At 69.8% G+C, this 26,731-nt stretch carries 26 protein-coding genes; 15 read left to right on the forward strand and 11 right to left on the reverse strand.

The window, feature by feature from the left end; all coding sequences use genetic code 11:
• The first annotated feature begins 45 nt into the window (after positions 1-45).
• From EV382_RS29000 to EV382_RS29020, 5 genes are all read left to right on the forward strand, one after another.
• Positions 46-885, forward strand: a complete 840-nt coding sequence (locus tag EV382_RS29000) for an AAA family ATPase (protein ID WP_130407064.1) — start codon at positions 46-48, stop codon at positions 883-885.
• A complete protein-coding gene (locus EV382_RS29005; RefSeq protein WP_130407066.1) occupies positions 882-1,424 on the forward strand; it encodes a kinase in 543 nt (180 codons plus the stop codon). The genes EV382_RS29000 and EV382_RS29005 overlap by 4 nt, the downstream gene beginning before the upstream one ends.
• A gap of 445 nt (positions 1,425-1,869) precedes the next feature.
• Positions 1,870-2,400, forward strand: a complete 531-nt coding sequence (locus tag EV382_RS29010) for a hypothetical protein (protein ID WP_130407068.1) — start codon at positions 1,870-1,872, stop codon at positions 2,398-2,400.
• A gap of 611 nt (positions 2,401-3,011) precedes the next feature.
• Positions 3,012-4,193 (forward strand): IS110 family RNA-guided transposase, encoded by a 1,182-nt coding sequence (locus EV382_RS29015; protein ID WP_244236846.1) that lies wholly within the window; start codon positions 3,012-3,014, stop codon positions 4,191-4,193.
• A gap of 368 nt (positions 4,194-4,561) precedes the next feature.
• On the forward strand, positions 4,562-5,224 hold the full coding sequence (locus EV382_RS29020) for an HAD family hydrolase (RefSeq protein WP_130407070.1): 663 nt from the start codon (positions 4,562-4,564) through the stop codon (positions 5,222-5,224).
• Between the two features lie 286 nt (positions 5,225-5,510).
• On the opposite strand, the gene EV382_RS29025 is transcribed toward EV382_RS29020, so the two are convergent.
• Together EV382_RS29025 and EV382_RS29030 are read right to left on the reverse strand one after the other, a co-directional pair.
• Positions 5,511-6,905, reverse strand: a complete 1,395-nt coding sequence (locus EV382_RS29025) for a pentapeptide repeat-containing protein (RefSeq protein ID WP_130407072.1) — start codon at positions 6,903-6,905, stop codon at positions 5,511-5,513.
• 189 nt (positions 6,906-7,094) lie between these two features.
• Positions 7,095-7,364 (reverse strand): hypothetical protein, encoded by a 270-nt coding sequence (locus EV382_RS29030; RefSeq protein WP_130407074.1) that lies wholly within the window; start codon positions 7,362-7,364, stop codon positions 7,095-7,097.
• 200 nt (positions 7,365-7,564) lie between these two features.
• Here EV382_RS29030 and EV382_RS29035 point away from each other — a divergent pair, with 200 nt between their 5' ends.
• Entirely contained in the window at positions 7,565-7,822 is a 258-nt protein-coding gene (locus EV382_RS29035) for a GntR family transcriptional regulator (RefSeq protein ID WP_130407076.1), read from the forward strand.
• Positions 7,823-8,064: 242 nt separating this feature from the next.
• Here EV382_RS29035 and EV382_RS29040 read toward each other — a convergent pair whose 3' ends face one another.
• Positions 8,065-8,250, reverse strand: a complete 186-nt coding sequence (locus tag EV382_RS29040) for a hypothetical protein (RefSeq protein WP_130407078.1) — start codon at positions 8,248-8,250, stop codon at positions 8,065-8,067.
• Positions 8,251-8,307: 57 nt separating this feature from the next.
• Here EV382_RS29040 and EV382_RS29045 point away from each other — a divergent pair, with 57 nt between their 5' ends.
• The gene (locus EV382_RS29045; protein ID WP_130407080.1) at positions 8,308-8,802 is read left to right on the forward strand and encodes a GNAT family N-acetyltransferase; all 495 of its coding nucleotides are present in this window, start codon (positions 8,308-8,310) and stop codon (positions 8,800-8,802) included.
• Between the two features lie 153 nt (positions 8,803-8,955).
• On the opposite strand, the gene EV382_RS29050 is transcribed toward EV382_RS29045, so the two are convergent.
• Complete coding sequence (locus EV382_RS29050; protein WP_130407082.1) at positions 8,956-9,678, reverse strand: hypothetical protein; 723 nt, start codon at positions 9,676-9,678, stop codon at positions 8,956-8,958.
• Positions 9,679-9,747: 69 nt separating this feature from the next.
• Between EV382_RS29050 and EV382_RS29055 the strand changes: the two genes are divergently transcribed.
• Both EV382_RS29055 and EV382_RS33180 read left to right on the forward strand, forming a co-directional pair.
• Positions 9,748-10,833 carry a Gfo/Idh/MocA family protein gene (locus tag EV382_RS29055; RefSeq protein ID WP_130407084.1) on the forward strand — a complete coding sequence of 362 codons (1,086 nt, stop codon included), beginning with the start codon at positions 9,748-9,750 and terminating at the stop codon, positions 10,831-10,833.
• Between the two features lie 33 nt (positions 10,834-10,866).
• The gene (locus tag EV382_RS33180; RefSeq protein ID WP_208758514.1) at positions 10,867-12,147 is read left to right on the forward strand and encodes a ferritin-like domain-containing protein; all 1,281 of its coding nucleotides are present in this window, start codon (positions 10,867-10,869) and stop codon (positions 12,145-12,147) included.
• A gap of 55 nt (positions 12,148-12,202) precedes the next feature.
• Here the strand turns inward: EV382_RS33180 and EV382_RS29065 are convergent, their stop codons facing one another.
• Both EV382_RS29065 and EV382_RS29070 read right to left on the reverse strand, forming a co-directional pair.
• Positions 12,203-12,967, reverse strand: a complete 765-nt coding sequence (locus tag EV382_RS29065; protein WP_130407086.1) for a DUF4352 domain-containing protein — start codon at positions 12,965-12,967, stop codon at positions 12,203-12,205.
• A gap of 203 nt (positions 12,968-13,170) precedes the next feature.
• Positions 13,171-13,827, reverse strand: coding sequence for a 4'-phosphopantetheinyl transferase family protein (locus tag EV382_RS29070; RefSeq protein ID WP_130407088.1), 657 nt, complete (start codon positions 13,825-13,827; stop codon positions 13,171-13,173).
• Positions 13,828-14,025: 198 nt separating this feature from the next.
• Here EV382_RS29070 and EV382_RS29075 point away from each other — a divergent pair, with 198 nt between their 5' ends.
• Complete coding sequence (locus tag EV382_RS29075) at positions 14,026-14,295, forward strand: hypothetical protein (RefSeq protein ID WP_130407090.1); 270 nt, start codon at positions 14,026-14,028, stop codon at positions 14,293-14,295.
• A 44-nt stretch (positions 14,296-14,339) separates the two neighbouring features.
• On the opposite strand, the gene EV382_RS29080 is transcribed toward EV382_RS29075, so the two are convergent.
• The 3 genes from EV382_RS29080 to EV382_RS29090 all read right to left on the reverse strand — a co-directional run bounded on the left by EV382_RS29080 (position 14,340) and on the right by EV382_RS29090 (position 18,441).
• On the reverse strand, positions 14,340-15,122 hold the full coding sequence (locus tag EV382_RS29080; protein ID WP_130407092.1) for a peptidase: 783 nt from the start codon (positions 15,120-15,122) through the stop codon (positions 14,340-14,342).
• Positions 15,122-16,405, reverse strand: a complete 1,284-nt coding sequence (locus tag EV382_RS29085) for a VWA domain-containing protein (protein ID WP_130407094.1) — start codon at positions 16,403-16,405, stop codon at positions 15,122-15,124. Before EV382_RS29085 ends, EV382_RS29080 begins: the two co-directional genes overlap by 1 nt.
• Positions 16,406-16,725: 320 nt before the next feature.
• Positions 16,726-18,441, reverse strand: a complete 1,716-nt coding sequence (locus EV382_RS29090) for a dolichyl-phosphate-mannose--protein mannosyltransferase (protein WP_130407096.1) — start codon at positions 18,439-18,441, stop codon at positions 16,726-16,728.
• Between the two features lie 93 nt (positions 18,442-18,534).
• Between EV382_RS29090 and rsmI the strand changes: the two genes are divergently transcribed.
• The gene (rsmI, locus tag EV382_RS29095; protein ID WP_425272009.1) at positions 18,535-19,374 is read left to right on the forward strand and encodes a 16S rRNA (cytidine(1402)-2'-O)-methyltransferase; all 840 of its coding nucleotides are present in this window, start codon (positions 18,535-18,537) and stop codon (positions 19,372-19,374) included.
• Positions 19,375-19,401: 27 nt separating this feature from the next.
• On the opposite strand, the gene EV382_RS29100 is transcribed toward rsmI, so the two are convergent.
• The gene (locus tag EV382_RS29100; protein WP_279636521.1) at positions 19,402-20,460 is read right to left on the reverse strand and encodes a hypothetical protein; all 1,059 of its coding nucleotides are present in this window, start codon (positions 20,458-20,460) and stop codon (positions 19,402-19,404) included.
• A 148-nt stretch (positions 20,461-20,608) separates the two neighbouring features.
• On the opposite strand from EV382_RS29100, the gene metG reads away from it, so the two are divergent.
• A complete protein-coding gene (gene metG / locus EV382_RS29105; protein ID WP_130407100.1) occupies positions 20,609-22,411 on the forward strand; it encodes a methionine--tRNA ligase in 1,803 nt (600 codons plus the stop codon).
• A gap of 43 nt (positions 22,412-22,454) precedes the next feature.
• Here metG and EV382_RS29110 read toward each other — a convergent pair whose 3' ends face one another.
• Positions 22,455-23,663: a hypothetical protein gene (locus EV382_RS29110; protein WP_130407102.1), complete on the reverse strand. Its 1,209-nt coding sequence runs from the start codon at positions 23,661-23,663 to the stop codon at positions 22,455-22,457.
• Positions 23,664-23,816: 153 nt separating this feature from the next.
• Between EV382_RS29110 and EV382_RS29115 the strand changes: the two genes are divergently transcribed.
• From EV382_RS29115 to EV382_RS29125, 3 genes are all read left to right on the forward strand, one after another.
• On the forward strand, positions 23,817-24,716 hold the full coding sequence (locus EV382_RS29115) for a TatD family hydrolase (RefSeq protein ID WP_130407104.1): 900 nt from the start codon (positions 23,817-23,819) through the stop codon (positions 24,714-24,716).
• A 46-nt stretch (positions 24,717-24,762) separates the two neighbouring features.
• Entirely contained in the window at positions 24,763-25,632 is an 870-nt protein-coding gene (gene rsmA, locus EV382_RS29120; protein WP_130407106.1) for a 16S rRNA (adenine(1518)-N(6)/adenine(1519)-N(6))-dimethyltransferase RsmA, read from the forward strand.
• 86 nt (positions 25,633-25,718) lie between these two features.
• A complete protein-coding gene (locus tag EV382_RS29125; protein WP_130407108.1) occupies positions 25,719-26,669 on the forward strand; it encodes a 4-(cytidine 5'-diphospho)-2-C-methyl-D-erythritol kinase in 951 nt (316 codons plus the stop codon).
• The last annotated feature ends 62 nt before the right edge of the window (positions 26,670-26,731 follow it).

Raw genomic sequence — 26,731 nt, forward strand, 5'->3', positions numbered from 1 at the left:
GGAGTGCCCTTCTCTGCCCCATGACCCGCCAAGACAAGGAGTCTGATGACCACCCAGCCAGAGCCAGGGGACGCGCTACAGAGGGGGACAAGCGCCCTCGTGATCGCGCAGGCCATCCGCAACGACATTCAGGCCGGCCGGCTGGCTCACGGGCGGCAGCTGCCCGGCACTAGGGCGCTAGCCGAGTCTTGGGGTACCAGCGTTGCCACAATCAATCGGGCAATGTCGATTCTTGCCGAGGAGGGGCTCGTCATCAATCGAGCCCGCTCAAGCCGAATCGTTCACAACCCGGAAGTTTCCGCAGACAAGACGGGATCGCGGGTGATTTTGATCGGGGGCTATGCGGGCTCAGGCAAGACGGAGCTTGGGCGCATCATCGCCCGTCAAGCAGGTTGGGCGATCCTCGATAAGGACACCACCACGCGGCCAGTGGTCGAGGCAGCGCTAGAGCGACTAGGGCAATCCCCGCACGATCGAGAGTCAGAGACCTACCTGACAGCTATAAGACCCGCTGAGTATGAAGCGCTGCTTGCCACTATGACGGAGAACTTGCAGTGCGGCTCATCGGTGATCGTGACAGCACCCTTCATTATGGAGCTACGCGAGAAAGCATGGTGCGATCGCCTGGCTGCGACTGTGGCGGCCTATAACGGCAGGCTTCAAGTCGTCTGGGTGCGCTGCGACTCCGAGACCATGCAGATGTATATCCGGCGTCGCGGGGCTGCCAGAGATGACTACAAAATCGCGAATTGGGCAGAATACGTAAGCCGTCTTGACCTCGCTTTCGAGCCCAAGATCCCGCACGCGATAGTAGACAACTCCGCAGGTGCCAGACCCTTGCAGGATCAGGCTAGGGAGCTTCTTAGTAAGTTCACATCGCTGTGAGGAAAGGGCTGATCCTTTACGGTGCTCCGGCCACCGGCAAGGACACGATTACTGCTGAACTAGTTCACCGTGAGCCTTGCTTTGAGCACTTTAAGCGCCTGAAGTTCGGCAGTGGCAGGAGTGCCGGCTACCGGATGATTGACCATGGGCAGGCTCAAATTCTGCGTCAAAGCCCAGAAATGATCCTGTGGGAGAACAGTCGGTACGGGTCGACGTATTTCGTAGATCGGCCTGGGCTTGAAAGGGTTTGGGATCTAGGTCGCGTGCCGGTTGTGCACCTTGGTCAGGTCGAGGCAGTTGAAGCAATTGCCAGAGATTCGGCGTCAGGTGCAATCTGGACAGTGGTAGAGCTTCATTGCCAACCGGCCATACTCTACGACCGGATCCGGTCTCGGCAAACTGGAGACGACGTGCAGCGCTTTGCAGCGGTCGCACATACGAACCGTCTGCCGGTTGCGGACATTAGGATCGATACAGGCTCTGTGCCGGTAGCCGAAGCAGCGGAGAAGATTGCTGACCTTGTGCACCGCTCCTCTTGACTGTGCGCAAGCTGGACCGCGTTGCCTGCCGCCGGAGCGTAATGTGTTCAGACTTTCTTTACTTGGTCAAGGGCGGGCCTTCGGCCCGCCGCCGTGTCGCGCCGGGGCGCGCGTGCGGCCTGGCGGCCGGTCACGCCCCGGCGCACACGGCGCGGTGGTGGAGAGCTGTAGACATTGCTGCGTGGCAAGCGAGGCCGCGGGCGATGGCCGCCAGGGGCGCGTCAGTTCTGGCGCTGGCCTCGACCGGAGACCCGTGCGGCAGTGGCACGACGGGTGCGCCGGGCTCCGGGTTGCTGGGTGCGTTTCCGGCTGCGTCTGTGGCCCAGCTTTGAAGACCGAGAGGCGTGGTCACCCGGTTGCCGACTCGCGGTGACCGCTCACCCTGGCAGGCATGCCGCCCGCGCCGTCGTGGTCGTCATTCGGTGGCTGGGCTATCGTGCGACGGATGATCTTGGGGGAGGAGCCGCGACGCCGCCGGCCGCGACGGTGGGTGATCTATCTGGCGATCGGGCTAGCTCTATGCGTGGGCGGTCCGGCTGTCGCTGGTGTGAGCTGGTTCGCCGTAAAGACAGCGGAAGCCGACAGGGGACAGGCGGCACCGGAGGCCGCCGTGAACGTCTTCATGCTGGCCCTGTCATCCGGGGAGGAACTCGGCCTACGGGCAGTGCTGGCACCGAAGCAGCGAAACGAGCTCCTCGACGAGTGGCGCGACATCCGGCGCGACATCACTCGGACCGACCCGCAGCCGTCGAAAGTCAGCGCGGGCGTGTTCGACGTTGAGGACCAGGGCGACGACCGCGCCCAGGTGGCAACTCCCGTTCAAGCAGTGTGGTGGGGCCATGACGGCCTGTCGATGACCGGCACCCCACACCCGTGGCAGTTTGAGGTGCGCCGCGACGGTGGAGGGTGGCGGGTCTGGAGCGTCGCCCCGTACCCGTGGTGTGGTGGCCACGTCCGCGCCGATGCCTGCCGATAAGCGCGAAGTTATCCGAGTATTGACCCGACGCAGACTGAAAGGCCGGCCCCTGACCAAGGAATACGGACCTTCGACGTCAGAGCCTGCCTCCGGCGGAGGCCTCGGGGCTCCGGGATGGCGAGGGGCGACCAGGCGGTGCGGTGGGAAAGTGGTTGAGGGGGAAGCATTCCGTCGCCGTCGTCCCAGGCGGAGCCGAGTAGATCCGCCCTTCTGAACCAAGGCGGCCCGCAAGCGGGCCGCGCCGGCCGATGAGAGCTTTTGCCTCCGGCGGGGGCCAGACGACTCCGAGATGGAGTTGCCGAACTTACGGTTCGTGGGTGGTGGGATGCCATCCCGCCGGTCACCGACCCAGGCGAAGCCGAGCAGACCAGGGCCAGGGCGACAAGGTCGTTCCTTAGGGTTGTTTTGTCTGGATGGTGTTCCGGGCCGCCGGGTTGGTTGGGTGTGGCTCAAGGTCGTTTGCCGTCAGGTGGCTATGGACGAGCGGCCGCCCAGCCAGCCCAGGGCGCCCTTGGCCGCTGATTGAGATCTGCGAGTCGTCGCTTGCTAAGGAACTGCCGGCGGGGTCGTCCGAGGTGACCTGGATCTGGGTGCTTCGGGAGGACGGCTTGGTGCAGGTATGGATAGGCGTGGACGCGGGCAAGCAGGCTCACCACGCAGCGGCGGTGGACGTGGCCGGGCGGGTGCTGTGGTCGACGCGGGTGGCCAATGATCAGCAGACGATCGCGGACTTGATCGGGCGGGTCGGCGCGGATGACGAGGTGGTGTGGGCGGTCGACCTGGTCGGCTGCGAGACCGCGCTGCTGCGGGCGATGTTGGCGCTGGCCGGGCAGCAGACGGTGTATATCCCAGGCCGCACGGTCAAGACGATGGCTGCCGGGTTCGCCGGCGAGGCCAAGACCGACGCCCGTGACGCGGTGGTCATCGCGAACACCGCCAGGATGCGGCGTGACTTTCTGCCGGTGGAGACACCGACGGAGCTGATCGCCAAGCTGGCGCTGTTGGTGGCGCACCGCGCCGACCTGGTCGAGGACTGGGTCCGCACCGTGAATCGGCTGCGCCGCCTGATGCTCGGAATCTCCCCGGTGTTGGAACGCGCGTTGACCTTCACCAACGTCGCGACGCTGATTCTGATCAGCGCCTATCAGACGCCCGAGCAGATCCGCGCCGCTGGTCGCGACCAGCTCATCGCTCATCTGCGCCGGCATCGGGCGGTGAACGCCGTCAGGGTCGCCGATCAGGCGTTGGCAGCCGCGGCTGAGCAGGATCTCACCCTGCCGGGACAGGACACCGCTGCTGCGCTCGCTGGTGAGCTGGCCAGTCATCTGCTGCAACTGCACCAGCGCATGAAGAACACCGACAAGGCCATTGAACAGGCGTTTGGCACTCACCCGCAGGCCGGCATCATTCGCAGCCTGCCCGGCATGGGGGCGTTGGCGGCGGCGGAGTTCATCGTCGCGGTCGGGGACCTGTCGACCTTCGCCAGCCCTGATCACCTGGCCGCCTACGCGGGCCTGGCGCCGGTGGCCCGTGACTCTGGCAAGCGGGTCGCCAACCTACGCCGGCCGCAGCGTTACAACCGGCGGCTGCGCCACGTGTTCTACATGTCCTCGCTGAGCACGCTGCGGATGAACGGCCCGAACCGGGACTACTACCAGCGCAAACGCGCTGAGGGGCGCAAACACCAGCAGGCGTTGATCGCCCTCGCCCGTCGCCGCGTCGATGTGCTGTGGGCGCTGCTGCGCGACAATCGCTGCTTCCAACTCCAACCACCGCCACCAGCGCCCGTCTAACTCACCGATGAAACGTTCGACCTGCCGGACCTGGCCGGCGGGGCGCTGCCCCGCACCCGACCCTCCCTCGGAGACCACCAACCGGGCTCTCCTCGGCCGGGCACCCACAGGGCTGCCCGAGAACCCCGGCCGGGTCAAGGCCAAGCCGCTACGCGGTCGCCTCCGGCGAGCCTTGACCCGACCGGGAACCTCGGGCAGGGGCGAGCCTGCCCGACCGAGGAGACCCCTAACCGCAGGGGCGCGTGAACCGCCGAGAGCCAGGCACAATCCGACCGTGACGATCACGATCACCAACTACCGAGACCTGGACGGTCTGACGACTGCCCGACGAGGAGATCCGCTTTACCCGCCCGGTACGGTTGTTGACCATGCAGCGGTTGGCGCTCTTCGATCTCGACAACACGCTCGTGGACCGTTCGGAGGCATTCCGACGTTGGGCGGTCGAGTTCTGCGCCGATCGCGAACTGCCGGACGACGCGTTGGCCTGGCTGATCGCTACGGATCAGGACGGGGCCGTGCCCCGCGACTGGTTCTTCGGCGAGGTGACCGAGCGTTTCGGCCTGGCAGCCTCGGTGGATGAAGCATGGAGGCAGTACCGACATCGGATGCCGGAGCTGGTGAGCTGTCCTCAAGAAGTGCGGGCGTCGCTGAGACTACTGCGCGACGAGGGCTGGACGGTCGCGATCGTGACCAACGGCCAGGCCGACAACCAGCTAGGGAAAATCAGGCGTACCGGGCTGGACCAGTGCGTCGATGCCTGGGCAGTGTCCGGGGAGTTGGGCATCCGGAAGCCAGCACGCGAGATCTTCGAGGCAGCGGCCCGTGGGTGCGGCCTCGATCTGCGGGGCGGGGGCTGGGCGATCGGTGACAGCCCTGTGCATGATGTCGAGGGTGGCCGCGCGGCAGGGCTTGCCACCCTGTGGGTCAGCCGAGGGAAGGACTGGCCAACGGAACTCACCCCGCCCGACCGCACCGTCACGGACGTCGTGGCCGCTGTCCAAGTGCTGCGAGGCGAGGACTCCGGCCTGTAGCTGTACAGCCATCCGTACAGCCAAGGCCACCTGCTGACGCCGACGCCATCCGACAACGACGGAGGGGCTGACCAGGTGCGCAGTCACTCGACCAGCCCTCCGCGATCTTCTTCTAATCCCCAGGCCGCCCCCGGCGCCGGCGCCCGCGCTTGACAACTGTCATTGAGACTCGTCCGGTAGGGCGCTCCACCCTTGTCGCCCTGGCCCTGGCCCGCTCCACGGTGTGTGGGTCGGCGGCAGACGGGATGGCGATAGTGCAATTCTGGTTGCGGTGAACGATAACGTTTCAGGAGAGGTTATCGCTCTGGTCTGCTGACGCTTCAATTTCTAGGCGGGATTGAGGAACGGCTGCCTTCGTGCGAGCAAGCACCCCATAATTGGAATTCCCTTCAGCTTCTCTGAGATGCCACCCCTCTGGCCAGATGTGCTGGATTTTTTGTCCGTCAGCCTTCACTATTGCGTGAGCGCCTAGCATTCGTGGATTCTGGGTACGCTTGAACAAGAAATCTGCGTTTGAAAAACTGACTTTTCCTTGGAACTTCACGTTATTGAACCAGGCCACACCGCGAAAGCGGACACCTGTAAAGTCGGCAGGTCCATCAAAAACCGTCTTACCGTCGAACCTGGCAACATAGAAGTCGGCGTTTCTGAACGTCGCGTGGTCTTGGAACGTGACGTCATGCCACCAGCTCGCACTGTGGAAACAGGTAGATTCGAAGTTTGCTTCTCCGGCAAATATGGCTCCCGAGAATTTTGCCGTCTCGACATAGCCCCTCAGGATTCGGAAGTCGCGAAGATACGCTCCGGCGAGGTTGATGGACATGCCCGGCCAGAACCATGAGGAAGGGCTGGGGTCAGGCAAGTCTTCGCGCTTCATGGGCCCTTCCTTGCCGAGTTCCTCTAGGTGTTTTGTGAGGATATCCTGAGCGCCCGACCTCACTTCGAGTTCCTCTTTTGCCTCCTTCACAACTGCGGCGTCGACAGTAGGCGGCAATTTGCTAGGCGGCGTGTAAGGCATCCGGAGATACGCGCAGAAAACGTTGACGACTGTCTGGCGCTGCCCAATGTTGGATTGGGCCACGCGTTCTAGCGCATACATTCCGCCTAGGCGGACGGCGGCGTCAGGTGACCCCAGTTGCTCGACAGCCTTGGTATATAGCTCTGTCACGCGTCGTTCGGCAGCGTCGGCTTCCGTGTGTGCCTGAGTTTGAATGGCGAGTTGATGCATTGACTCAGAGAGACGCTGACGCCGGACCGCTAGCAGCAGGGCGGCTACAGCCCCACCGCTGGCCGCAATTCCCAAACCATACTTGATCGATTCGATCTGAAGCCGCGAGCGGTCAGTTTTTGATGTTGCGTTTCCTGCCACTTGCAGCATCACCAAAAGCGTAACGCAGCCAATGAGCACCATAATGCAAGCGGTCACAGTGATGCCATAATCCGAAAGCAGTCGAGTGCCGAGGGAATTTTTGACATCACTGCGATCTGAAGAGGCGTTGCGCACCTGCCGAAACATCCAAAGCCCGGCGCCGAGTCCTGCAGCGCCTAAAGCGATCAGCCAATGGTCCGCCATTTTGGCAAGCGCATGTCCTATTGGGATGAGATTTTCTAAGGTCAGGTCGAGTGAGATGGCTGCAAAGCCGAACAGTAATAACCCGAACCCGACCAACTTTTTCTTCATGGCTTGAATCGTCTGGTAGCGAAGCAGCCAGCGCAAGCGGCAACGTTGAGGGTCCGCACCTGACAGGCCAGGTCACGGCAGAGCGGCGTCCGCCGTGCCCACACTTCATAACCCTGGTCCAGAAGGGGCGGACGCGCTCCACGGTGTGTGGGACGACGGTGACGGGATGGCAGAGGCCAGTGCAGGGGGCTACGTCGATCGCCGGACGGGGTGCAGGCCGGCTAGCTGAACGAAGATCTCCCGCTTGTCGACGGCGTTGCCCCGGGCGTCGAGCTGGTAGCCCGTCACCCACGCCCAGCCCCGATAGGTCGGCTTCGGGCACACCGAGATCACCCGAAACATGAACCGCTGCCGCCGGAACTGCACCGAAGCTTCGCGGTCGATCCACAGCTCCTCGCCAGGCTTGGGTGAGCGGGGCTGCGGCGTGGCCCACGTATGGCCGTGCGGCTCGACAGGCACGGGCGTCCCTTCCTGCTCGGAGGTTGCCCTGCCCGGCCGAGTCGAAGGAGCCCAACCGGGCAGGGGTACCGCCGCACCGGGGCGAGACGTCTCTACGGCCAGCACAGCGGGTTATCCGCACCGTACCAATCGTGGTCTACCTACGTCTAGCTACGTAGAAGGTCGATGGCGCAAGTGTGGAGACTTCTAGCGTCAGGCGTATGGAGTTCGACCCGGACGCGCACATCGACCACGGCGCACCGCTGCCGCCCTACCGCCAACTGGCCGGCATCCTCGCGGCCCGGGTTCAGCGCGGAGACTGGCAACCCAACCGGGCGGTCCCTTCGGAGGCGCATTTGGTGCAGGAGTACGGCGTCGCCCGTGCGACCGTGCGACGCGCGATCGCCGTGCTGGTTGATCAGGGTGTGCTGTTCGTGGTGCCGCAAAGAGGCACGTTCGTCAGCCCGAAGGCCCAATAGCCTTCGATGCCCCTTCATGATCATCAAGTACAGATCCAGTACAACTGAGGCTGGAAACGGGCGTAAAACGTCGAGAGTCGCTGGAGGTTCCGATGCTGGTCAGGGGCCGGATCTGCCCGTTTACGGATGATCTCTACCCGACCCACGGCGTTTGGGGTTCAAATCCCCTCAGCTCCACCAGCACGATGTTCTACCTGGGGAAACCCGCCGACCAAGATCGGCGGGCACGGATCCGGCACAAATCAGTGAGAATCCAGGGCCTTCGGGCCCTGTTTTCGTTTGGCGCTGGCGTCGCGGAGAGCACCGCTGATGATGTTGCGGCGGCGGTCCTTCTTCGGCCACCAGTGGACGTAGGTGTCCAGCGTGATCCGCGGGCTGGAGTGCCGCAGCGAGTGGAAGGTGCCCTCATGGCAGGGCCTGGTCGTCACACCGCGTCACCGGATACCGGGTTGCCTGCTCCCCGCGCCTGCGACACCCTTCACCGCATGATCGAGATGCGTGTGCTCAGCGAGGACGACTGGAAGATGTGGCGAGAGCTGCGACTCGCTGCGCTGGCGGAGGCGGCGTACGCGTTCGGTTCCCAGTTGGCGGACTGGCAGGGCGAGGGTGACCGTGAGGAACGCTGGCGCGGACGGCTGGCCATCCCCGGCTCGTACAACATCATGGCGATGCTCGATGGGCGGCCCGCCGGGATGGCCAGCGGCGTGCCGACCGATCAGGACGGCGTCGTCAAGCTGATCTCGATGTACGTAGCGCCGGTGGGGCGTGGCCGGAGCGTGGGCGATCACCTTGTGCGGGCGGTCGAGCAGTGGGCTCGGCTGGTGGGCGCGGAGACGCTGCGCCTAACCGTGGTGGAGGGCAACAAGAACGCCTGGGCGCTCTACCAGCGGAGCGGCTTCCGTGACACCGGTGAGCTAGGCGACCTCATGCCCGACGGCGTGCGTCGCGAGCACACATTGGCCAAGAGTCTCGTGGCTTAGTGGTCGGCCGCCGACGATGTTCCTCGTCGATCAGCGTGCCGCCGCATATCGAACGCCACAGGCCCGCGAACCGAACATCGCCGAGCCGCAGATCGAAAGCGAACCGGCGCGCAGCGGTTGCGCATGGTGGTCCAGTCGACAGGTTGGGACTGGTCAGGAGAAGCGTTCGGTCGTCACGGGTATCAGGCCGTACTGGCGTAGGACGGTGGTCAGATCGACCAGCGTCGAGCCCACCACTTCGGTGGCGGCGCCGCTCAGCAGAACTGTCACGTCGAGGCACCAGGCGAGGTGGTGGCCGACTCGCCGCAGGTCCCAGGTGATCTGGTCCGCGCCTTCGTCGAGACGGCCGCTCGCGGCGGCGGTGCTCGTGCCGCCCGCCGGTGTCCGCCAGGCCGTCCGGAGGCTCGCCACCTGCTCGGCGCGGAGGTCCTTGGCGAAGAGGACGCGGTACACCCGCCGCTCGTGGAAGCCGGCCGGGGGTTGTGCGGGGCCGAGCCGCAGCGGCGGGGCGGTGGCGATCGGTTGGTGGTCGACGAAGTGCGTACGGAGCACCGGCTCGTCGGGCAGGTGCCCGCCGCCGAGCGCCCGGTAGACGTCCTCGGCCTCCCGGCGCGAGGTGGGGAACACCCGGGCCAGCACGTCGGGGTCGGTGCGTACACCGCGACTCAGCGCGGCGGAACTCCACCAGCCGTCCTGCGGGGTCCAGCCGGCGCTGTCCAGACCCGTCGTGGTGAAGTCGGGGTGGCGGGTGAACTCCTCGACGAGCAGACCCTCCACAGTGGCAGCCGGGTCGGGGGCGCCCACCAGGTAGTAGTCCAGGCGCGGTCCCGCGTCGGGCGCGAGCACGGGCACAGCGGGCAACGGGTCGGTCGTCATCGCCGCAACCGTAGCGAACGGGACGGCCCGGAAACGGTTAGCATCCGGGCCTCTACGTGAGGAGCCCAGATGACTTCGGTGACCCAGACCCGGTTCGGCATCGTCGGAAGCGGCTGGCGGGGTGAGTTCTTCCTCCGCCTGGCCCGGCTGCTCCCCGAACGGTTCCGGGTGACCGGCGTGGTGACGCGTACCGAATCCCGGGGAGACGCGGTGACGGCCGACTGGGGTGTGCGGACCTTCCGCACGACGGCGGAGCTGCTCGCCCACGAGCGGCCGGACTTCGTCATCGTGTCGGTGCCGTGGCCGGTGACACCCGAGGTGACCCGGGAGTTGGTCGCGGCGGGCGTACCGGTGCTCGCCGAGACGCCGCCCGCCGCTGACCTGGCGGGTCTGCGTTCGCTCTGGGCCGACGTCGGCGACAGCGGTCTGGTCCAGGTCGCCGAGCAGTACCTGCTGATGCCCGGGCACGCGGCGCGGCTTTCCCTGGTCCGGGCCGGGGTGCTCGGCGAGCCGACGTCGGTCCAGATCTCGTCGACCCACCTGTACCACGCGGTCTCGCTGATCCGTGGCCTGCTCGGCGTCGGCCATGAGAGCGCCGAGGTCAACGCCCGTGCCTTCGTCGCGCCGCTGGCCAACCCGCTCTCGCCGGCGGGCTGGAGCGGCGACGACACCCCGCAGCAGCTCTCCACCACCCTCGCGACGATCGACTTCGGTGGGCGGATGGGGTTGTACGACTTCACCGACAACCAGTGGTGGAACCCGCTGCGTACCCGCCGGTTGGTGGTGCGGGGCTCGCGCGGTGAGCTGGTGGACGACCGGGTCGTCCGGCTGGTCGACCCGACCACGCCGGTGGAGTCATTCCTCGTGCGACGCCAGACCGGTCTCGACCTCAACCTGGAGGGGCTGGACCTGAAGCAAATCAGCTTCGACGGCGACGTGGTGTACCGCAATCCGTTCGTCGGCAGCGGGATGTCCGACGACGACATCGCGGTGGCCGACATCGTCGCCCGCGCCGGGGCGTGGGCGCGGGACGAGGGACCCGCGCCCTACCCCCTCGCCGAAGCCTGCCAGGACCACCTGATCAGCGTCGCCATCGAAGAATCGGTACGCACCGGCCGGCCAGTCGTCACCACCACCGAGGCGTGGGGGCGGTAACCGCACGATCGTGGCAGAAACGGGGGAAGCGAGATGGGTTTCGAGACATGGGTACGTGAGTTCACCGCGAACGCCGAGCGTCGGAGCGAGGAACCGGAACCGCAGTGGAGTGCGGCGAGTCCACTGCCGGGCGCGCTGATCCGCAGTTTGCAGAGGTTCCAGGCCGGTGAGGACGGTGATGGCGCGAACCTGATCCGCAAGAGCGTCGACGCGGGCGACGCGACCTACCTGGCGGCGGTTCGACTGTTCGTCGCCGAGGAGCAGAACCACGCCCGTCTCCTCAAGCAACTGCTGCTCAGCACGGGCGAGGCTGTCATCGAAGGGCACTGGACCGACCGGGTGTTCGTGGCGGTCCGGCGGGCCCTGGGGTTGCGACTGGAACTGATGACGCTGATGGTCGCCGAGGTGGTCGCCCTGCGCTACTACCGGGTCGTACGCGACGGCACGGCCGATCCACTGCTCACTGACGTGGCTGCCCGCATCCTGGTCGACGAGCAGACGCACGTGCCCTTCCACACCCAGCGGTTACGCGAGGGATGGGAGGGGCGCAGTCGACCGGTACGGGCCGCGGTGGCGGCGGGGTGGTGGGTGCTGCTGCTCGGCGCTGTGGCGGTGGTCGCGTACGGGCACGGTGCCGCGTTGCGTCTGCTCGGGGTGGGCCGGCTGCGGTTCATCGGGGATACCGCGACGCTGTTCCGGGGAGTCGTACGGGAGGTGCTGTTCGCCCCGGCCGAAGGTGTTCGCCCAGCCACTCCGACGGTCGAGGCTGAGCGGCCGGCGGCACTGTCGATGCTTCGACGGCCCAGCCGTCGGCTCCGCCGCTGGGCGGTGATCGGGCTGGTGGTCGTCGGGCTGGCGGTCGCGCTCTACCCGCCCGCCCACTTCTGGGGTCCACGGCCCTACCGGCACCCGGACGGGTTGTTCGGTGTGACCCGGGGTGACTTCGAGGACGACATCCTGCCGCACTACCAGGTCAGCCTGCCGTGTGACGTGGACGGCCTGCGGTACAGCAACGCCGAGGACGTGACCGGGCCGATGGGTGAGCTGTACCTGTACTTCACCACGTCGCAGGGGTGCCTGGACCGGATCCTCGAGGGCTGGGCGGCCGTGCCGGCGGAGCCACCGACGATGGCACCGACGGACGCGGGGTTTCCGCTTCGCGCCGCGACCATTCCGGACACCATCGGGTGGCGCTTCGACGCGCCGTCGTATCAGGTCTACCGGCGCGAGGGGGACGTGGTGACCGGGAACGTGGTGGCGGTACGCGACGGTAAGCGGCTCACGGTGTACCTGCTGGCCCGCTACGCCTGGTGACGACGCCGGGGCGCGGGGCTGACCCGGGTGGGGTCGGCCCCGCGCCCTGGGACGGTCACGGCTTCCAGGAACCGGCGGTCTGGAACTGGTCCTGGTACTCCAACGCGCCCGAGGTGTTGTGGACGTCGAACACCACACTGCCGGTGCGTTTGGTGCCGGCGGTCAGGTCGTCGCTGGCCGCCATCGGCTTGCCGCAGCCGGAGAAGGCGCCACCGATCGCGGTGGTCTTGGTGCCGTCGGCGGCGACCCATTGGAAGAAGAGCGGGTTCGTCGACGCGGTCCCCTTGGTGACGGCCACCGTCACGTCGGCGATCACGTACACGCCCCCGCCGGGCTTCAGTCCGTGGGACTTGCAGGGTTTGGTGGCGCTGCTGAACTTCGTCACGGTGATCTCGACCGTGCCGGCGTCGCGGTCGATGACCAGGGTGTCGCCGGGCGACATGTCGCGGGTGTCATTGTTCACCGGTGACGGGGAAGCGGTGGTTCGGGCCTCGCCCACCGCAGTGGCGGCGCTCTTGGTGCCGATGACGACCGCCACGATGCCACCGGCGCTGGCGAGCAGGGTGAGGACGGCCGCGGTGACCGCGACGACCACTGCGGACCTCTTGGAGCGTTCTGTCCGCAGCGGGGGTGCCGCGATGATCGGGTAGCCCGGTCCGTCAGGTGCTCGATAGCCGCCGCCAGTGTCCGGGTGCCCATCCGCCGGGTACGCCGCCCCGGAGAACGGCGGCTGCGGTGTCGCCGCGAACGGACGGTTCGGCTGCTGCGGGTTCGGCTGCTGCGGGTCCTGCGATCTGGCGGAGGGCTGGGGGTGGGTCACCGTACTCCTTGACGCTTCGGTACGTGCGGTGCGGGGAACTCTTCGACGTTACCGTGGGTCGCGCGGCGCCCGGCCGCCCCGCTGGCGGCGTCCCACCGTAGGCACCGCGACACCGCACCGACCAGCATGGACAGTGGTCGGGAGGGCACTGAACGTAGACGCATGTCGGTATTCCACTCATTGCTGTGAGTAACCAGGTGAGGTCAGCGCAGCGGCAGTACCGCGGCGGTGCGGACCAGCCCGTCGGCGATCACGAAGCGGCCGGTGATCGATGCCGGCGGGTCGGCCACCCCCGCCGCGTCCACCCGGGCCGGCGCGATCCGCGCGGTGAACGTGCCGGTCTCCGGATCGACGTCGAGTCGGGCGTCGTGGAAGTCCAACCAACTGCCGACGACCGGATACCACACCTTGTAGACGGTCTCCTTCGCACTGAACAGCACCACCGGCCAGTAGGCGCCGTGGGGCAATCGCGCGCAGGCGGCCTCCTCCTCGGGCAGCAGCACGAGTCTGCGTACCCCCGGATTGACCTCGCGGTGCTGCTCGGCATCCATTCCGACGGACCGGATGTCGGTGGTGTGCGCGGCGGCGGCGGCGCAGTAGCCGGCGGTGTGGGTGATGCTGCCGACCACCCCGGCCGGCCAGACCGGCGCGCGGTCCGCGGCGGCGGGAACGGCGGTCGTCGGTAGGCCGAGGTCGCGTAGTGCCCGGCGGGCGCACATCCTGCCGGCGGCAAAGTCCCGTCGACGGGTCTGCACGGCCCGCTCGCCGAGACATGCCTGCTCAGCGGGGAGTAACTCGCCCGTCCAGTCCTCGGGGCCGGCGATGGCGACCGCGACCGTCGTCGGCAGCAGGTCACGCATCCCGGTGGCCTACTGGTCGGTAGGAATGGCGCATCAGGTCAACCGTCAACTTTCCGACTCCCACGAGCGCCCAAGGTACCGCAAAGATGTAACACCGGAGGGACGCGCAGCGCCCTCTCTGATGGCTCCGGGGGGACCACCGTCAATGCTGGCCGGCATGGCAGCCGCCAGCCCCGTGGACATCTGGAAGGACGTGCGATGACCGATGGTGCGGAACGGCCGGGGGCGCGGGCGGATGATCACGCCCCGAAAACCCCCTGCTGGAGCTGCGGCTCCTGCGGTGACGAGTGGCCGTGTGCGACGAAGCGCACCCGGCTGCTGGCGGAGTACGGGGGTGATCGCGCCATGCTCAGCGTTTATCTGGGCTCCTGCCTCGCCGCTGCCACGGAGGATCTGCGCACCGCACCGGTGATGTCGCTCCAGGACCGGTTCATCGGCTGGTTGCCGCGCGGCTCCCGGCGTAGCTGAACCGCTGGTGGCCCCACCGCCGGGCGGGGCCACCAGCGGTGCCGTCAGCGACGTCGGGGCCGCCGGGTCAGCGCGAAGCCGAACACGCCAGCCACCGCGGCGAGCGCGCCACCGATGCCGGTCCAGACCCAACGCGAGCCGAGATCCGGCAACCAGTCCGTCAGCGAGTCGCTCTCGTCGTCGGCCTCCGCGTCCACCGGGGGTACGGCGTTGAGCACCGTGCCGGCCTTGGTGTTCGGCACCAGCGGGGCGGCCAACTCGCCGTCGTCAGCCGAAGCGCCCCGGTCGGCGACGGTGCCGACCAGCAGGTCGACGTCGATCGGCGCACCCAGATCCGGCTCCGGCAGGTCGATCACGGACAACCGGATGACGTACGTGCCGGGCAGGGGATCGGCCGACCAGGGCTCCGCCCACGGTCGTACCTCGCGCAGCGTGCAGCCCAGCGCCACTGTCGACGCCTTCGCGTCCACGGTCGGGGTCTGTGCCCCCGCCGTGCACGCCTGGCGTCGCCGGAGTCCGTCGAAGACGTCCACCGTCCAGGTGGAGGCCCCGCTGCGTACCTTCGGGAAGGCGACGGTGGCGTTGATCTCGTGCACCTGGCCGGCCGTCGCCGTGAACGACCAGTAGAGGTGGTCGCCGATCGAGGCGTCCACCCGTACCGGTTGTCCGGCGGTGATCGGGGTGGCGGTGAGGAACGACGTGCCGGCCCGGTTCACCGGCGTGGCACCGGGGGAGGGGGTCGGTGCGGCGACGGCAGCGGCGGGGAGCAGAGCGGCCCCGCCGGCGGCGAGCAGCGCCGCCATCGACCGGAACAGCGCGGTACGCATCAGTTCTCCCTCCAGGTGGCGACCCACCAGCGGGTGAGCAGGCCGGCGAGCAGGCCGGTGATCAGCCCGGCGACGGTGAGCAGGGCGAGCAGCACCCAGCCCCGCCCGAGGTCCGGGCCGTCCGGTGCGGGTGCGGCGGGGACCACGTCGATGGTCAGCTCCACCGGCATGCCGGGGGTCGCCGCGGTGCCGGGTCGCGGGGCGAACGAGTTGCTGACCACCAGGCAGACGGTGGTGGGTTCGACGACCGGCGCGGGGCTCTGCTCGGGCTCGGTGGCGTCCTCGCTGTCGGCGGTGGCCGACCAGCGCAGCCCGGCGGAGAGCACGTCGGCCCGTCCGCTGCCGGCGTCCGCGCCTCGGACGAGTTCCCGGCCGTCGGCCGCGGTGGCCCGCAGCAGCACCCCGTAGTCCCGGTTGACGGCCCGGTCCAGCGCCATGCTCACCGAGGCCCGCAGTTCCTGCCCGGGGCGGATCGGCACCCGGTAGTAGCGGTGCTCGGAGAACGCCTCCCGGTCGGCGTAGACGCCGGGGGCGAGCAGTGGCGCCGAGTCGCAGGCGTTCGTGCCGCCGACCACCGTGGGTGCCCGGGTGTGCGTGTCGGCGGCCCGCTCGACGAGCTGTTTGATCCGGTCGGTCAGCTCCTCTGCGCTCTGCGCGGCGGTGTAGGTCCCGCCGGTCGCGCTGGCGATGCAGAGCAGTTGCCGGCGGACCTTCTCGTCAGGGGCCAGGCCGAGGGTGTCGACGACCAGGCTGGTGCCCTGGGCGGCCAGTTCCCGGGCCACCTCGCACGGGTCCGGCGGAGCGCAGGTGTCCTCGCCGTCGGTGATCAGCACGATCCGCCGGGTGGTGGACCCCGTGCCCAGGTCCTGCGCGGCGGAGCGCAGCGCCAGCCCGACCGGGGTGAACCCGGTTGGCCGAAGTGTCGCCACCGCGGCCTTGGCGGCGGTCCGGTCCACCGGGCCGACCGGCACGATCTGCTGCGTGTCCTGGCAGCCGACCTTCTTGTCCTTGCCGCGGTAGGTCGCGCCGAGCACCCGGATGCCGAGCTGCGTCTCCTCGGGTAGCGCGTCGACCACCTCGTTGAACGCCTGCTGGGCGACGGAGATCCGGGTGCGTCCGTCGATGTCGGCGGCGCGCATCGATCCGCTGACGTCGAGCACCAGCTCGACGCGGGGCGGTTCGGGCGCGGGCTCCTCGTCGGCGCGTGCCGGGGCGGGCCCGGCCAGCGCGGTGGTCGCCAGCAGTCCGAGAAGGACCGCCGTCGATCGTCTGAAGTTGATCACGACCGGCAGTGTAGTGAGATCCACTTTGGATGATCGTTCGGGTGGAGGGGGTTCGCGCCCGCGCTCTGGGTCCACGCCGGGTCACCCTCGGTCAACTGTGTGCGGGGAGGTCTCGGCCCGGCCATCATCCGTCGGAAATCTGACCCAAGTCGACCCGTTGTGCCGGTGGTGCGCGGTGGTTAAGCTCTTCATGCGCGCCCCAATCGCCCGCTTCCCCCGTGGCAGGCGATCGGGGCGCGCACCTTTGTGAGAAGGGCCCGCACGCCGAAGCGTGCGGGCCCTTCTGTCGTCGCGCTAAGCGGCGCGTCGCCTGCCGATGCTTATATCCACCGGCCGTCGAGCCACATCCGGGACAGCCAATCCGAGTACGGAATCACCCGGCCGACGAAGATCGGATAGAAGTACGCGAAGCAGAGCCCCACCAGCAACACGTACGCCCCCGCCGCGATGCTGCCCACCAGCCGGCGTTCGTAGGTCGGGTCACCGGGCACCAGCGGCCGTACCGCACCCACGTCCGCCCCGTCGGGGACGATCATCGCGCCCAGCACGTACACCACGGCCAGCACCAGGAACGGCACCGCCGGTGCGGCGTAGAACGAGAACATCGTCCGGCCGTCGAGGGCGAACCAGAACCACGGCAGCAGCCCGGCGGCCACGGTGAGCAGGATCGCGCCGGCCCGCCAGTCCCGTCGGGCCACACCCAGCCAGACCAGCGCCACCAGGGCGGGCAGGAACGACCACCAGAGCAGCGGGGTGCCGAGCAGCAGAATCTCCGAGGCGCAGGTCGGCGCGCCGCAGACGCCGTCGCTGGCGTAGTGGAACGCCACCGGCCGACCCAGCAGCAGCCACTGCCACGGCCAGGACTGGTACTTGTGCGCGTCGTCGAGTTGGGCGTGGAAGCCGTACGCGGCCCGGTGGTACTCGATGAGGTTGATCAGCGGGCCGATCACCGGGCGGTCGCTGAGCGAGTCGGTCCGGTAGGCCGCCGACGATGCGAGCCGGTAGTAGCCGTCGTCGGTGAGCAGCCAACCCGACCAGGTGGCGAGGTAGGTGCCGAGCATCAGCACGCCGGCGAGCACCAGCCAGGGCAGCTCGTCGATCAGAGTGTCCCGCCAGGGCCGGCGAACCCCCGCCGAGCGGCGGACGCCGACCTCCCAGAGGAGCACCAGCAGGGCGAAGGCCGGCACGAAGTACAGGGCGCTCCACTTCACCGCGCACGCGCAGCCGATCAGCACCCCGGCCGCCAACCGCCACCACGGCCAGGTGCGCCAACCGGTCGGCGGTCGACCGGCCCGGCCCGGCTGACTCGGATCGAGCCCGTCGTCCAGGGCCCGAGCCCAGCGCCGACGCCGGGCGTCCCGATCGAGGACCAGCGCGCCGAACGCGGCCAGCACGAAGAAGAGCAGGAAGATGTCGAGCAGAGCCGCGCGGGACAGCACCAGGTGGAAGCCGTCCAGGGCGAGCAGCAGGCCAGCCGCGCAGCCGAGCACCGTCGAGCGGAACATCCGCCGGCCGATGCGGACCAGTAGCAGCACCGACAGCGTGCCGATCACGGCCGCCGAGAAGCGCCAGCCGAACTCCGGCGAGGTGGTGATCAGATGCCCGGGAACGGAGACCTTGGAATCCGCGTCCTGATAGCCGAAGGCCCACTCGCCGATGCCGATCAACCACTTGCCCAGCGGAGGGTGCACCACGTACGACGGGACGTTGTCCTTGTAGTTCCACTCCACGCCCCGGGAGATCAGCCCGTAGGCGTCCTTGGCGTAGTACGTCTCGTCGAAGATCTTGCCCTTCGGGCTGGACAGCCCGACGAAGCGCACGATCGCCGCGATGGCCACGACCACCGCTGTGGCCAGCCAGGAGAACCGGTCCACCTGGGTGTCGACGGTGGCGAACCGTCGCCGGATTACGGCGGCCATCCCGCCGCCCTCGGCGCTCGGTGCCGTCGGCTCCTGGCTGGCACTGGGCTCGCCCGTCACCTGGATCATCTTGTCCGGGTCGGCGCTCGGGCTCTGCGCTGTCGACGCACTCGTCACCCGGCGATCGTAGGCTGCCAAGGTGGCCGGTGGCGTCCGTCGTCCCTGATACCGGTATTCCCAGTCAATGAAGGAGACGAATCCGTGGGTGAAATGTCCGAAGTTGGGCGCCTGATTCTGCTCGGTGCTCCGCTCGGCAACCCCGCCGACGCCTCGGCCCGGCTCCGGGAGGTGCTGATCAGCGCCGACGTGGTCGCCGCCGAGGACACCCGCCGGCTCACCCGGCTGGCCCGCGACCTCGACCTCACCGTCGGCGGTCGAATCGTCTCCTACTTCGAGGGCAACGAGGAGCGGCGCACCCCCGAGCTGGTCGAGGCCATCCTGGGCGGGTACGTGGTGGCGCTGGTCACCGACGGCGGCATGCCGAGCGTCTCCGACCCCGGCTACCGGCTGGTCCGGGCCACCCTGGACGTCGGCGCGCCGGTCACCGTCGCCCCCGGGCCGAGCGCGGTCACCACCGCGCTGGCCGTCTCCGGGCTGCCCTGCGACCGGTTCTGCTTCGAGGGATTCCTGCCCCGCACCCCCGGCGGCCGCCGATCCCGGCTGCGCGCCCTCGCCGCCGAAGAACGCACCCTCGTCTTCTTCGAGGCGCCGCACCGGATCAAGGCGACTCTCACCGACCTGGCCGACACGTTCGGAGCGGACCGGCCGGCCGCCCTCTGCCGCGAACTCACCAAGACCTACGAGGAGGTGCTCCGCCGTCCGCTCGGCGAGCTGGCCCGATGGGCCGCCGAGGGGGACCCACGCGGAGAAATCACCCTGGTGGTGGCCGGCGCGCCGGTAACCGCCGCCGAACGCCCCGACGACGACACCCTGCGGGCCGCCGTCGCCGAGCGGGAGGCCGCCGGCCAGTCCCGCCGGGACGCCATCACCGACGTCGCCACCGAATACGCGCTGCGCCGCCGGGACGTCTACACGATCGTGCACAGCTGACCGGGACGGGCTCGCCGGACGGCGGGGTCACCAGGCGGCGATCAGGAACCCGACGGTGATCAGCGCGGGGCCGGCGATGGCGGCGGCCACCGCCCAGCGGCGGTGCCGTCGACCGGGCAGCCGCGCCGACCCGGTCCACCGGACGATGCCGGCGGCGCAGCCGAGCACCCCCAGCAGGCCGGGCAGCCACCGCAGGTGCCGGCCCAGGCCGGCGTCCGCGTACGCGGTGCCGCTGTCCGGGCCGGTCATCCGCGCCGGCAGTGGCGTACCGGGGGCGCTTGCGCCGACCGGCACGCCGCTGACCCGGACACCGTGGGCGATGAACCGGCCGTCCTCGGCCGTGAAGATCCCCCGGCACCGCTGGGTGAGCCCGCCGCCGGAGCACTCGTCGATCACCACCGTGCCCGTCCGGGCATGCCCGAGCGCGAGCCAGAACGGGCCGGCGCTGACCCAGGCGAAGAAGGCCGTGGCCAGGCTCAGCGCCACCAGCGCGGCGAGCCCGGGCAGCGGATCCGGCGGTACGGGAGTGCGGCGGGGTGCCCGCCGCCGCACCGGCCAGAGGCCGCGAACCCGCGCCGGGGTCGGGTCCTTGCGGACCGGGGTGCCGTCCCAGTGCACCTGCTCGATCGGCGCCCAGAACGCGTCCCCGTCGTCCGTCGGGTCGCCGTCGGGCCGCTGGTTCCGCTGCCGACGGCCCGGCTTCCGGACCGGCACCCGACGCGGCACCGCGTCCACCGGCGCGCCGGTGGTCGGCTCCAGCTCGACGGACTCCGCGCTGGCCGACGCCGACCCGGCCGGCGGGCCCGACGAACCGGGCCGGGCCGGGCTGGGCACGGGTGCCGCCGGAGTCGGCCGGGCCGGGGTGGGCGACGGCGCCACCGGAATGGGCCGGGTCGGAGCGGCGGTCCTCCCCGTCGGGGTGGGCCGCTGCGGGCCCGGGTCGGCCCCAGGCACCGGCCGGGGCTGGGGCGCGACCCCGGTGACCCGGGGCACGGCGGGTTCGGGCCCCTGGTCGTCGCCGACCGCCGGTCCGGTGGGCCGGTCCTCGTGGTCCCGCGCCGCTCGTCTGCCCGTCACGACGTTCATTGCACACCGCGCCAGGAGACGAAACGGGCAGCTGAGCCGCGTGTCGACGACAAATCGGACCAACGGGCGAGGTGGTCGGCCCGTCCGCCGGTCGGGCACCCCCTATTGGTTCGCGGACGCCCTGGACGGGTCACTAGGCTTGCTGCTCATGAGTCACGTTCTCGCGGCAGTGGCCTGGCCGTACGCCAACGGCCCCCGCCACATCGGCCACGTCTCCGGTTTCGGCGTTCCCTCCGACGTCTTCGCCCGGTACATGCGGATGGCCGGCCACGACGTGCTCATGGTCTCCGGCACCGACGAGCACGGCACCCCGATCCAGGTGCAGGCCGACGCCGACGGGGTGACCCCGCGCGAGCTGGCCGACCGGTACAACAGGGTGATCGTCGAGGACCTGCACGGCCTCGGCCTCTCCTACGACCTGTTCACCCGCACCACCACCCGCAACCACTACGCGGTGGTGCAGGAGCTGTTCGAGGGGATGTACCGCAACGGCTACATCGTGCCGAAGACCACCATGGGCGCGATCTCCCCGTCCACCGGCCGCACCCTGCCCGACCGCTACATCGAGGGCACCTGCCCGATCTGCGGGTACGACAGCGCCCGCGGTGACCAGTGCGACAACTGCGGCAACCAGCTCGACCCGATCGACCTGATCGACCCGAAGTCGCGGATCAACGGGGAAACTCCGAAGTTCGTCGAGACCGAGCACTTCTTCCTGGACCTGCCGGCCCTGGCCGACGTGCTGCGGCAGTGGCTGGACACCCGCGAGGGGTGGCGGCCCAACGTGCTGCGGTTCTCCCGCAACCTGCTCGACGACCTCCAGCCCCGGGCGATCACCCGTGACCTGGAGTGGGGCGTCCCGATCCCGCTCGACGGCTGGCGTGACCGGCCGGACAAGCGAATCTACGTGTGGTTCGACGCCGTCATCGGCTACCTGTCCGCCTCGATCGAGTGGGCCCGCCGCTCCGGCGACCCCGAGGCGTGGCGGAAGTGGTGGTCCACCGACGACGCCGGAAAGGACGCCCAGTCCTACTACTTCATGGGCAAGGACAACATCGTCTTCCACTCGGTGATCTGGCCGGCGCTGCTCTCCGGATACTCCGGCGAGGGCTCCCGCGACGGGGAGCCGGGCGAGCTGGGTCGGCTCAACCTGCCCACCGAGGTCGTCTCGAGTGAGTACCTGACCATGGAGGGGCGCAAGTTCTCCTCGTCCCGCAAGGTGGTCATCTACGTTCGCGACTTCCTGGAGCGCTACGACGCCGACGCGTTGCGCTACTTCATCGCCGCCGCCGGGCCGGAGAGCAACGACACCGACTTCACCTGGGCCGAGTTCCTGCGCCGCAACAACGACGAGTTGGTCGCCGGCTGGGGCAACCTGGTCAACCGGTGCGTCTCGATGGCCGCGAAGAACTTCGGTGCCATCCCGCCGGTCGACCCGGCCGGGCTCACCGAAGCCGACGAGGCCCTGCTCGCCGTCGCCCGCGCCGGTTTCGGCACGGTCGGCGACCTGATCGGCCGGCACCGGCAGAAGCAGGCGATCGGTGAGGCCATGAAGGTGGTCGCCGAGGCCAACAAGTACCTCTCCGAGCAGGCGCCCTGGAAGCTCAAGGACGAGGCCGACAAGCCCCGGATGGGCACCATCCTGCACGTCGCCCTTCAGGTGATCAGTGATGCCAACACGCTGCTCACCCCGTTCCTGCCGCACTCCGCGCAGCAGGTCCACGAGCTGCTCGGGGGCACCGGCGTGCACGCGCCGATGCCGGTGATCGAGCAGGTCGACGACCTGGACGGCGGCCCGGCGTACCCGGTGCTCACCGGGGACTACACCGTCGGCGCGCGCTGGGAGTCGGTGCCGATCGAGGCGGGTCGCCCGCTGGTCGCGCCGAAGCCGGTGTTCCGCAAGCTCGACCCGTCGATCGTCGACGAGGAGCTGGCCCGGCTCGCCGACTGACCGCACGACGCGCGGCGGCGGGCCGTCCCGCCGCCGCGTGACGTCACAGCGCGTACCGGGTGTCCATCACCTGGTCGTCGGTCACCTCGGCGCTCGGCGCCCAGGCCTCGTAGACGCCACGTTCCTGACACTGCGCGCCGGTCGTGACCACGGTGTCCGGGTTCGGGTGGCGCAGGCGCATCCGCAGCCAGCCGGCCTCCTCCCGCAGCACCAGACACGGCACCCCCCGCCACTGGGCGAACCGGACCCGGCGGGCCACCGTGTCCACCGGGTATCGGGCCGCCCGGGTCATCGCCAGCACCCGGAACCCGCCGGGCAGGTCGGCGACCGCCTCGTACTCGTTGTCGCCGTACCCGCCGACCAGCTGGGTGGAGCGGGGCACGTCGGCGTTCGGCAGGTACTCCTGGTCGGGGGAGAGGTCCGGCACCCCGGCCAGCAGGTGCCGCCACTGCGGGCCCACCATCCGCAGCCACCCCCGCTGTTCGGCCTGGTAGGTGTACAGCACCACCTCCACCCCCTCCGCCGGGTAGGCGACGAGAGCGGCGTTGGCCGGCATCGGCAGGTCGGCGAAGTCCCGGGTGATGAACTCCGGGATGAGCTGACCGTTGCTGGGCACGAAGCCGGTCCCCAGCACCGGGGGGCCGAGCCGGTCCCGGGAGGGCAGCGCGGTCAGCCCGTGGTGTGCCGGGCCCATCGGCACGTCGTAGTCGCCCGGGTCGGACGCGCGCCAGCGCAGCGCGTACGCCACGTCCGAGCCGTCCCGGCCGGCTTCACCGTCGGTACGCAGCACGGTCGTCGTCGCCGGCGTACGCAGGTGTGCCACATCGTGCTCGCGGAAGCAGAAGCCGTGCGGCAGCCAACCCCGTACGTAGCCGGCGACCTGCCGGGCCGAGAGCACCTTGATCATCCGGGTGCCGCGCCGGACCACCGCCGACGCGCGCGCCACCGTCAGCAGCGGGTCAGTCGCCGCCGTCGGCTGCTGGCTGAGCTGGTGCAGGTACGCCCAACCGTGCTCGCGGTGGGCGGGCATCAGCAGTGGCGTCTCCGGCTCGTCGGCCGGCTCCGTCGCCCCGTGCACAGCTGTCACCTCGGTCACGTGCACGAAGCGGCGCCAGGGCAGGGCGTTGCCAGGGCGTGGCGCCCACTCGAAGCCGGCCACCTCGTCGGCGCTGAACACCTCGTACGCGGCGCCTCGGGCGATCTCCTCGGCCGGGTACACGCCGCCGTCGAACGTCACGTGCAGTCCGCTCATCGCCAGCGCTCCGCTTCGCCTTGTGCCGTCGCTTCGCGCCACGCTGCGGGCCTGCCGGTGGCCCGCCGCGCTCGCTCGGTGGCGACGGTAGAGTCGCGCGGCGTAGTCGGGGTGAACGTCGGGTGGCGGGCAGATGGACAGGCCCGGTGTGTGATGCTGTCGCTGATGAGCGAGCCCACTGAATCCCGCCGCGAGCGTGCCGCCCGGCGGGCCGGAGAGTTTCCGCCCGCCCCGGAGCCGCTGCCCCGGGCGGTACTGGACAGTCACACCCACCTGGACATCACGGTCAGCGAGGCCGGTGTGCCCGGCGGCGGGCCGGCCGACGACCCGGTTGCCGTGGCCATCGAGGTGGCCACGAAGGTCGGCGTCGACCGACTGGTCCAGGTGGGGGTGGACGTCGCCTCGTCCCGGTGGGGCGCGGACACCGCCGACCGGTACCCGGCCGTGCTGGCCACCGTGGCGCTGCACCCGAACGAGGCGCCCCGGCTGGCCGACCTCGACGAGGCGTTGCGGGAGATCGAGTCACTCGCCGCCCGCGATCGGGTCCGGGGCATCGGCGAGACCGGAATGGACTTCTTCCGCACCGGCGACGAGGGGCGTGCCGCGCAGGAGGAGAGTTTCCGGGCGCACATCGCCATCGCCAAGCGGTACGACAAGACGTTGGTCATCCACGACCGCGAGGCGCACGCCGACGTGCTGCGGATCCTCGACGACGAGGGCGCTCCGGACCGGGTGGTGCTGCACTGCTTCTCCGGTGACGCCGACTTCGCCCGCGAGTGCGTCCGCCGCGGCTACCTGCTGAGCTTCGCCGGCACCGTCACCTTCGGCAGCGCGACGGCGCTGCGCGAGGCCGCCGCGCTCACTCCGGTGGATCAGATGCTGGTGGAGACCGACGCCCCGTACCTGACCCCGATGCCGCACCGCGGCCGGCCGAACGCGTCGTACCTGATTCCGCTGACCGTCCGCGCGCTCGCCGTGACCACCGGCAGCGACCTGGACGAGCTCTGCGCGGCCATCTCCGCCGCCGGCGACCGGGCTTTCGGCCCATGGTGAGCCCGGCCCGACGGTCGGCACCGACCCCGTCGCTACGCTGCCAGGCATGACCGGTCTCCTCGGCCCGGCGGAGATCCGGGAACTCGCCGCCCGGCTGGGCGTCGCGCCCACCAAGAAGCTGGGCCAGAACTTCGTGCACGACCCGAACACCGTGCGTCGGATCGTCACCGCCGCCGGCCTGACCCCCGACGACGTGGCCCTGGAGGTGGGGCCCGGGCTCGGCTCGCTGACCCTGGGGCTGCTGCCGGCCGCCGGGCACGTGCACGCTGTGGAGATCGACCCGGTGCTCGCCGGGGCGCTGCCGGAGACGGTCGCGCTCCACGCCGGGGCCGATGCCGCCCGGCTCACCGTGCACCGCGCGGACGCGCTGCGCGTCGCCGCCGCCGAGCTGGCCGACCCGCCGCCGACGGCGCTGGTGGCGAACCTGCCCTACAACGTCGCCGTACCCGTGGTGTTGCACCTGCTCGCCGTGCTGCCCACCCTGCGACACGGCCTGGTGATGGTGCAGAAGGAGGTCGCCGACCGGCTCGTCGCCGGTCCCGGCTCCAAGGTGTACGGCATCCCGTCGGTCAAGCTCGCCTGGTACGCCCAGGCCCGGAGCGCGGGCAAGGTGCCGCCGAACGTGTTCTGGCCGGTACCCAACGTCGACTCCGGCCTGGTCGCGTTCACCTGTCACGAGCCGCCCCGCGCCGACGTACCCCGGGAGCGGGTGTTCGCCGTGGTGGACGCGGCGTTCGCGCAGCGCCGTAAGACGCTGCGCGCCGCGTTGGCCGGCTGGGCCGGTGGCGCGGACCGGGCGGCCGCGGCGCTCACCGCCGCCGGCGTCGACCCCGGCGCCCGTGGCGAGTCACTGACCGTCGAGCAGTTCGCCGCCATCGCCGCGTCGGCTCCGGTCGGTACGACGGCCGCGAAGTAGGCTGACGCCGTGCCCGCCCAGGACGCCGAGGAGCTGATCGTGGCCAAGCCGTTCGACATCCGCCTGCACCTGTGGGACGTCACCCCGTGACCGAGGCCTGGCGACCGGATGACGAGGACGAGCGACGCGGGGCCGTCGGCCCGGTGCGGGTGCGGGTGCCCGCGAAGGTCAACCTGCACCTCGGGGTGGGCCCGCTGCGTCGGGACGGCTACCACGAGCTGAACACGATCTACCACGCCATCTCGATCTACGACGAGCTGACGGCCCGCCGGGGCGACACCCTCGCCCTGACCATGGAGGGTGAGGGCACCGGCGAGCTGGCCCTGGACGACACCAATCTGGTGATCCGCGCCGCGCACGCCCTCGCCGGGTACGCGGGGGTGCTGCCGCACGCCCGCCTGCACCTGCGCAAGCAGATCCCGCTCGCCGGTGGGCTGGCCGGGGGCAGCGCCGACGCGGCCGCCGCGCTGGTGGCCTGCGACGCGCTCTGGGGCACCGGGCTGTCCCGTGACGAGTTGGCCGGTATCGCCGCCGACCTCGGTTCCGACGTGCCGTTCCTGATCTACGGCGGCACCGCGCTGGGCACCGGTCGGGGTGAGGCGATCAGCCCGGTGCTGGTCCGCCCCACCTCCTGGCACTGGGTGGTGGCGATTGCCGACGTCGGCCTGTCCACCCCGGCCGCGTACCGGGAGTTGGATCGGCTCCGCGAGTCCGGTGCCGCTGGCGCCCCGCTGGGCAGCACGGACGCCCTGCTCGGCGCGCTGCGTCAGCGCGACCCCCGGGTGCTCGCCCGGACGCTCGGCAACGACCTCCAGGACGCCGCGCTGGCCATGCGCCCGGCGCTGGCCGACACTCTCAAGGCCGGCGAGGCGGCCGGCGCGCTCACCGGCATCGTCTCCGGCTCCGGCCCGACGTGCGTGTTCCTCGCCGCGGACGGGGCCGCCGCGGAGCGGATCGCCGCCGAGTTGACCGCCGCGGGCGTCTGCCGGCAGGCGAGGGTCGCGCACGGCCCGGTGGCCGGCGCCCGCATCGGCTGACCACGGGTTCCGCCGGGGCGGCCGGCACACGGCGCGGGCGTTCGGGGCGTCCGCGTACCCTT

The organism is Micromonospora violae (assembly GCF_004217135.1).
In the GTDB taxonomy this organism is placed as follows: Bacteria; Actinomycetota; Actinomycetes; order Mycobacteriales; family Micromonosporaceae; genus Micromonospora; species Micromonospora violae.

Bases quoted from the DNA above. Each gene is read 5' to 3' on its own strand.
- EV382_RS29055 (WP_130407084.1), top strand. From the start codon at position 9,748: ATGACTTCGGTGACCCAGACCCGGTTCGGCATCGTCGGAAGCGGCTGG.
- EV382_RS29020 (WP_130407070.1), top strand. From the start codon at position 4,562: ATGCAGCGGTTGGCGCTCTTCGATCTCGACAACACGCTCGTGGACCGT.
- EV382_RS29000 (WP_130407064.1), top strand. From the start codon at position 46: ATGACCACCCAGCCAGAGCCAGGGGACGCGCTACAGAGGGGGACAAGC.
- EV382_RS29025 (WP_130407072.1), bottom strand. From the start codon at position 6,905: ATGAAGAAAAAGTTGGTCGGGTTCGGGTTATTACTGTTCGGCTTTGCA.
- EV382_RS29075 (WP_130407090.1), top strand. From the start codon at position 14,026: ATGACCGATGGTGCGGAACGGCCGGGGGCGCGGGCGGATGATCACGCC.
- EV382_RS29045 (WP_130407080.1), top strand. From the start codon at position 8,308: ATGATCGAGATGCGTGTGCTCAGCGAGGACGACTGGAAGATGTGGCGA.
- EV382_RS29100 (WP_279636521.1), bottom strand. From the start codon at position 20,460: ATGAACGTCGTGACGGGCAGACGAGCGGCGCGGGACCACGAGGACCGG.
- rsmA (WP_130407106.1), top strand. From the start codon at position 24,763: ATGACCGGTCTCCTCGGCCCGGCGGAGATCCGGGAACTCGCCGCCCGG.
- EV382_RS29050 (WP_130407082.1), bottom strand. From the start codon at position 9,678: ATGACGACCGACCCGTTGCCCGCTGTGCCCGTGCTCGCGCCCGACGCG.
- EV382_RS29010 (WP_130407068.1), top strand. From the start codon at position 1,870: ATGATCTTGGGGGAGGAGCCGCGACGCCGCCGGCCGCGACGGTGGGTG.
- metG (WP_130407100.1), top strand. From the start codon at position 20,609: ATGAGTCACGTTCTCGCGGCAGTGGCCTGGCCGTACGCCAACGGCCCC.
- EV382_RS29070 (WP_130407088.1), bottom strand. From the start codon at position 13,827: ATGCGTGACCTGCTGCCGACGACGGTCGCGGTCGCCATCGCCGGCCCC.
- EV382_RS29115 (WP_130407104.1), top strand. From the start codon at position 23,817: ATGCTGTCGCTGATGAGCGAGCCCACTGAATCCCGCCGCGAGCGTGCC.
- EV382_RS29080 (WP_130407092.1), bottom strand. From the start codon at position 15,122: ATGCGTACCGCGCTGTTCCGGTCGATGGCGGCGCTGCTCGCCGCCGGC.
- rsmI (WP_425272009.1), top strand. From the start codon at position 18,535: ATGTCCGAAGTTGGGCGCCTGATTCTGCTCGGTGCTCCGCTCGGCAAC.
- EV382_RS29110 (WP_130407102.1), bottom strand. From the start codon at position 23,663: ATGAGCGGACTGCACGTGACGTTCGACGGCGGCGTGTACCCGGCCGAG.
- EV382_RS29035 (WP_130407076.1), top strand. From the start codon at position 7,565: ATGGAGTTCGACCCGGACGCGCACATCGACCACGGCGCACCGCTGCCG.
- EV382_RS33180 (WP_208758514.1), top strand. From the start codon at position 10,867: ATGGGTTTCGAGACATGGGTACGTGAGTTCACCGCGAACGCCGAGCGT.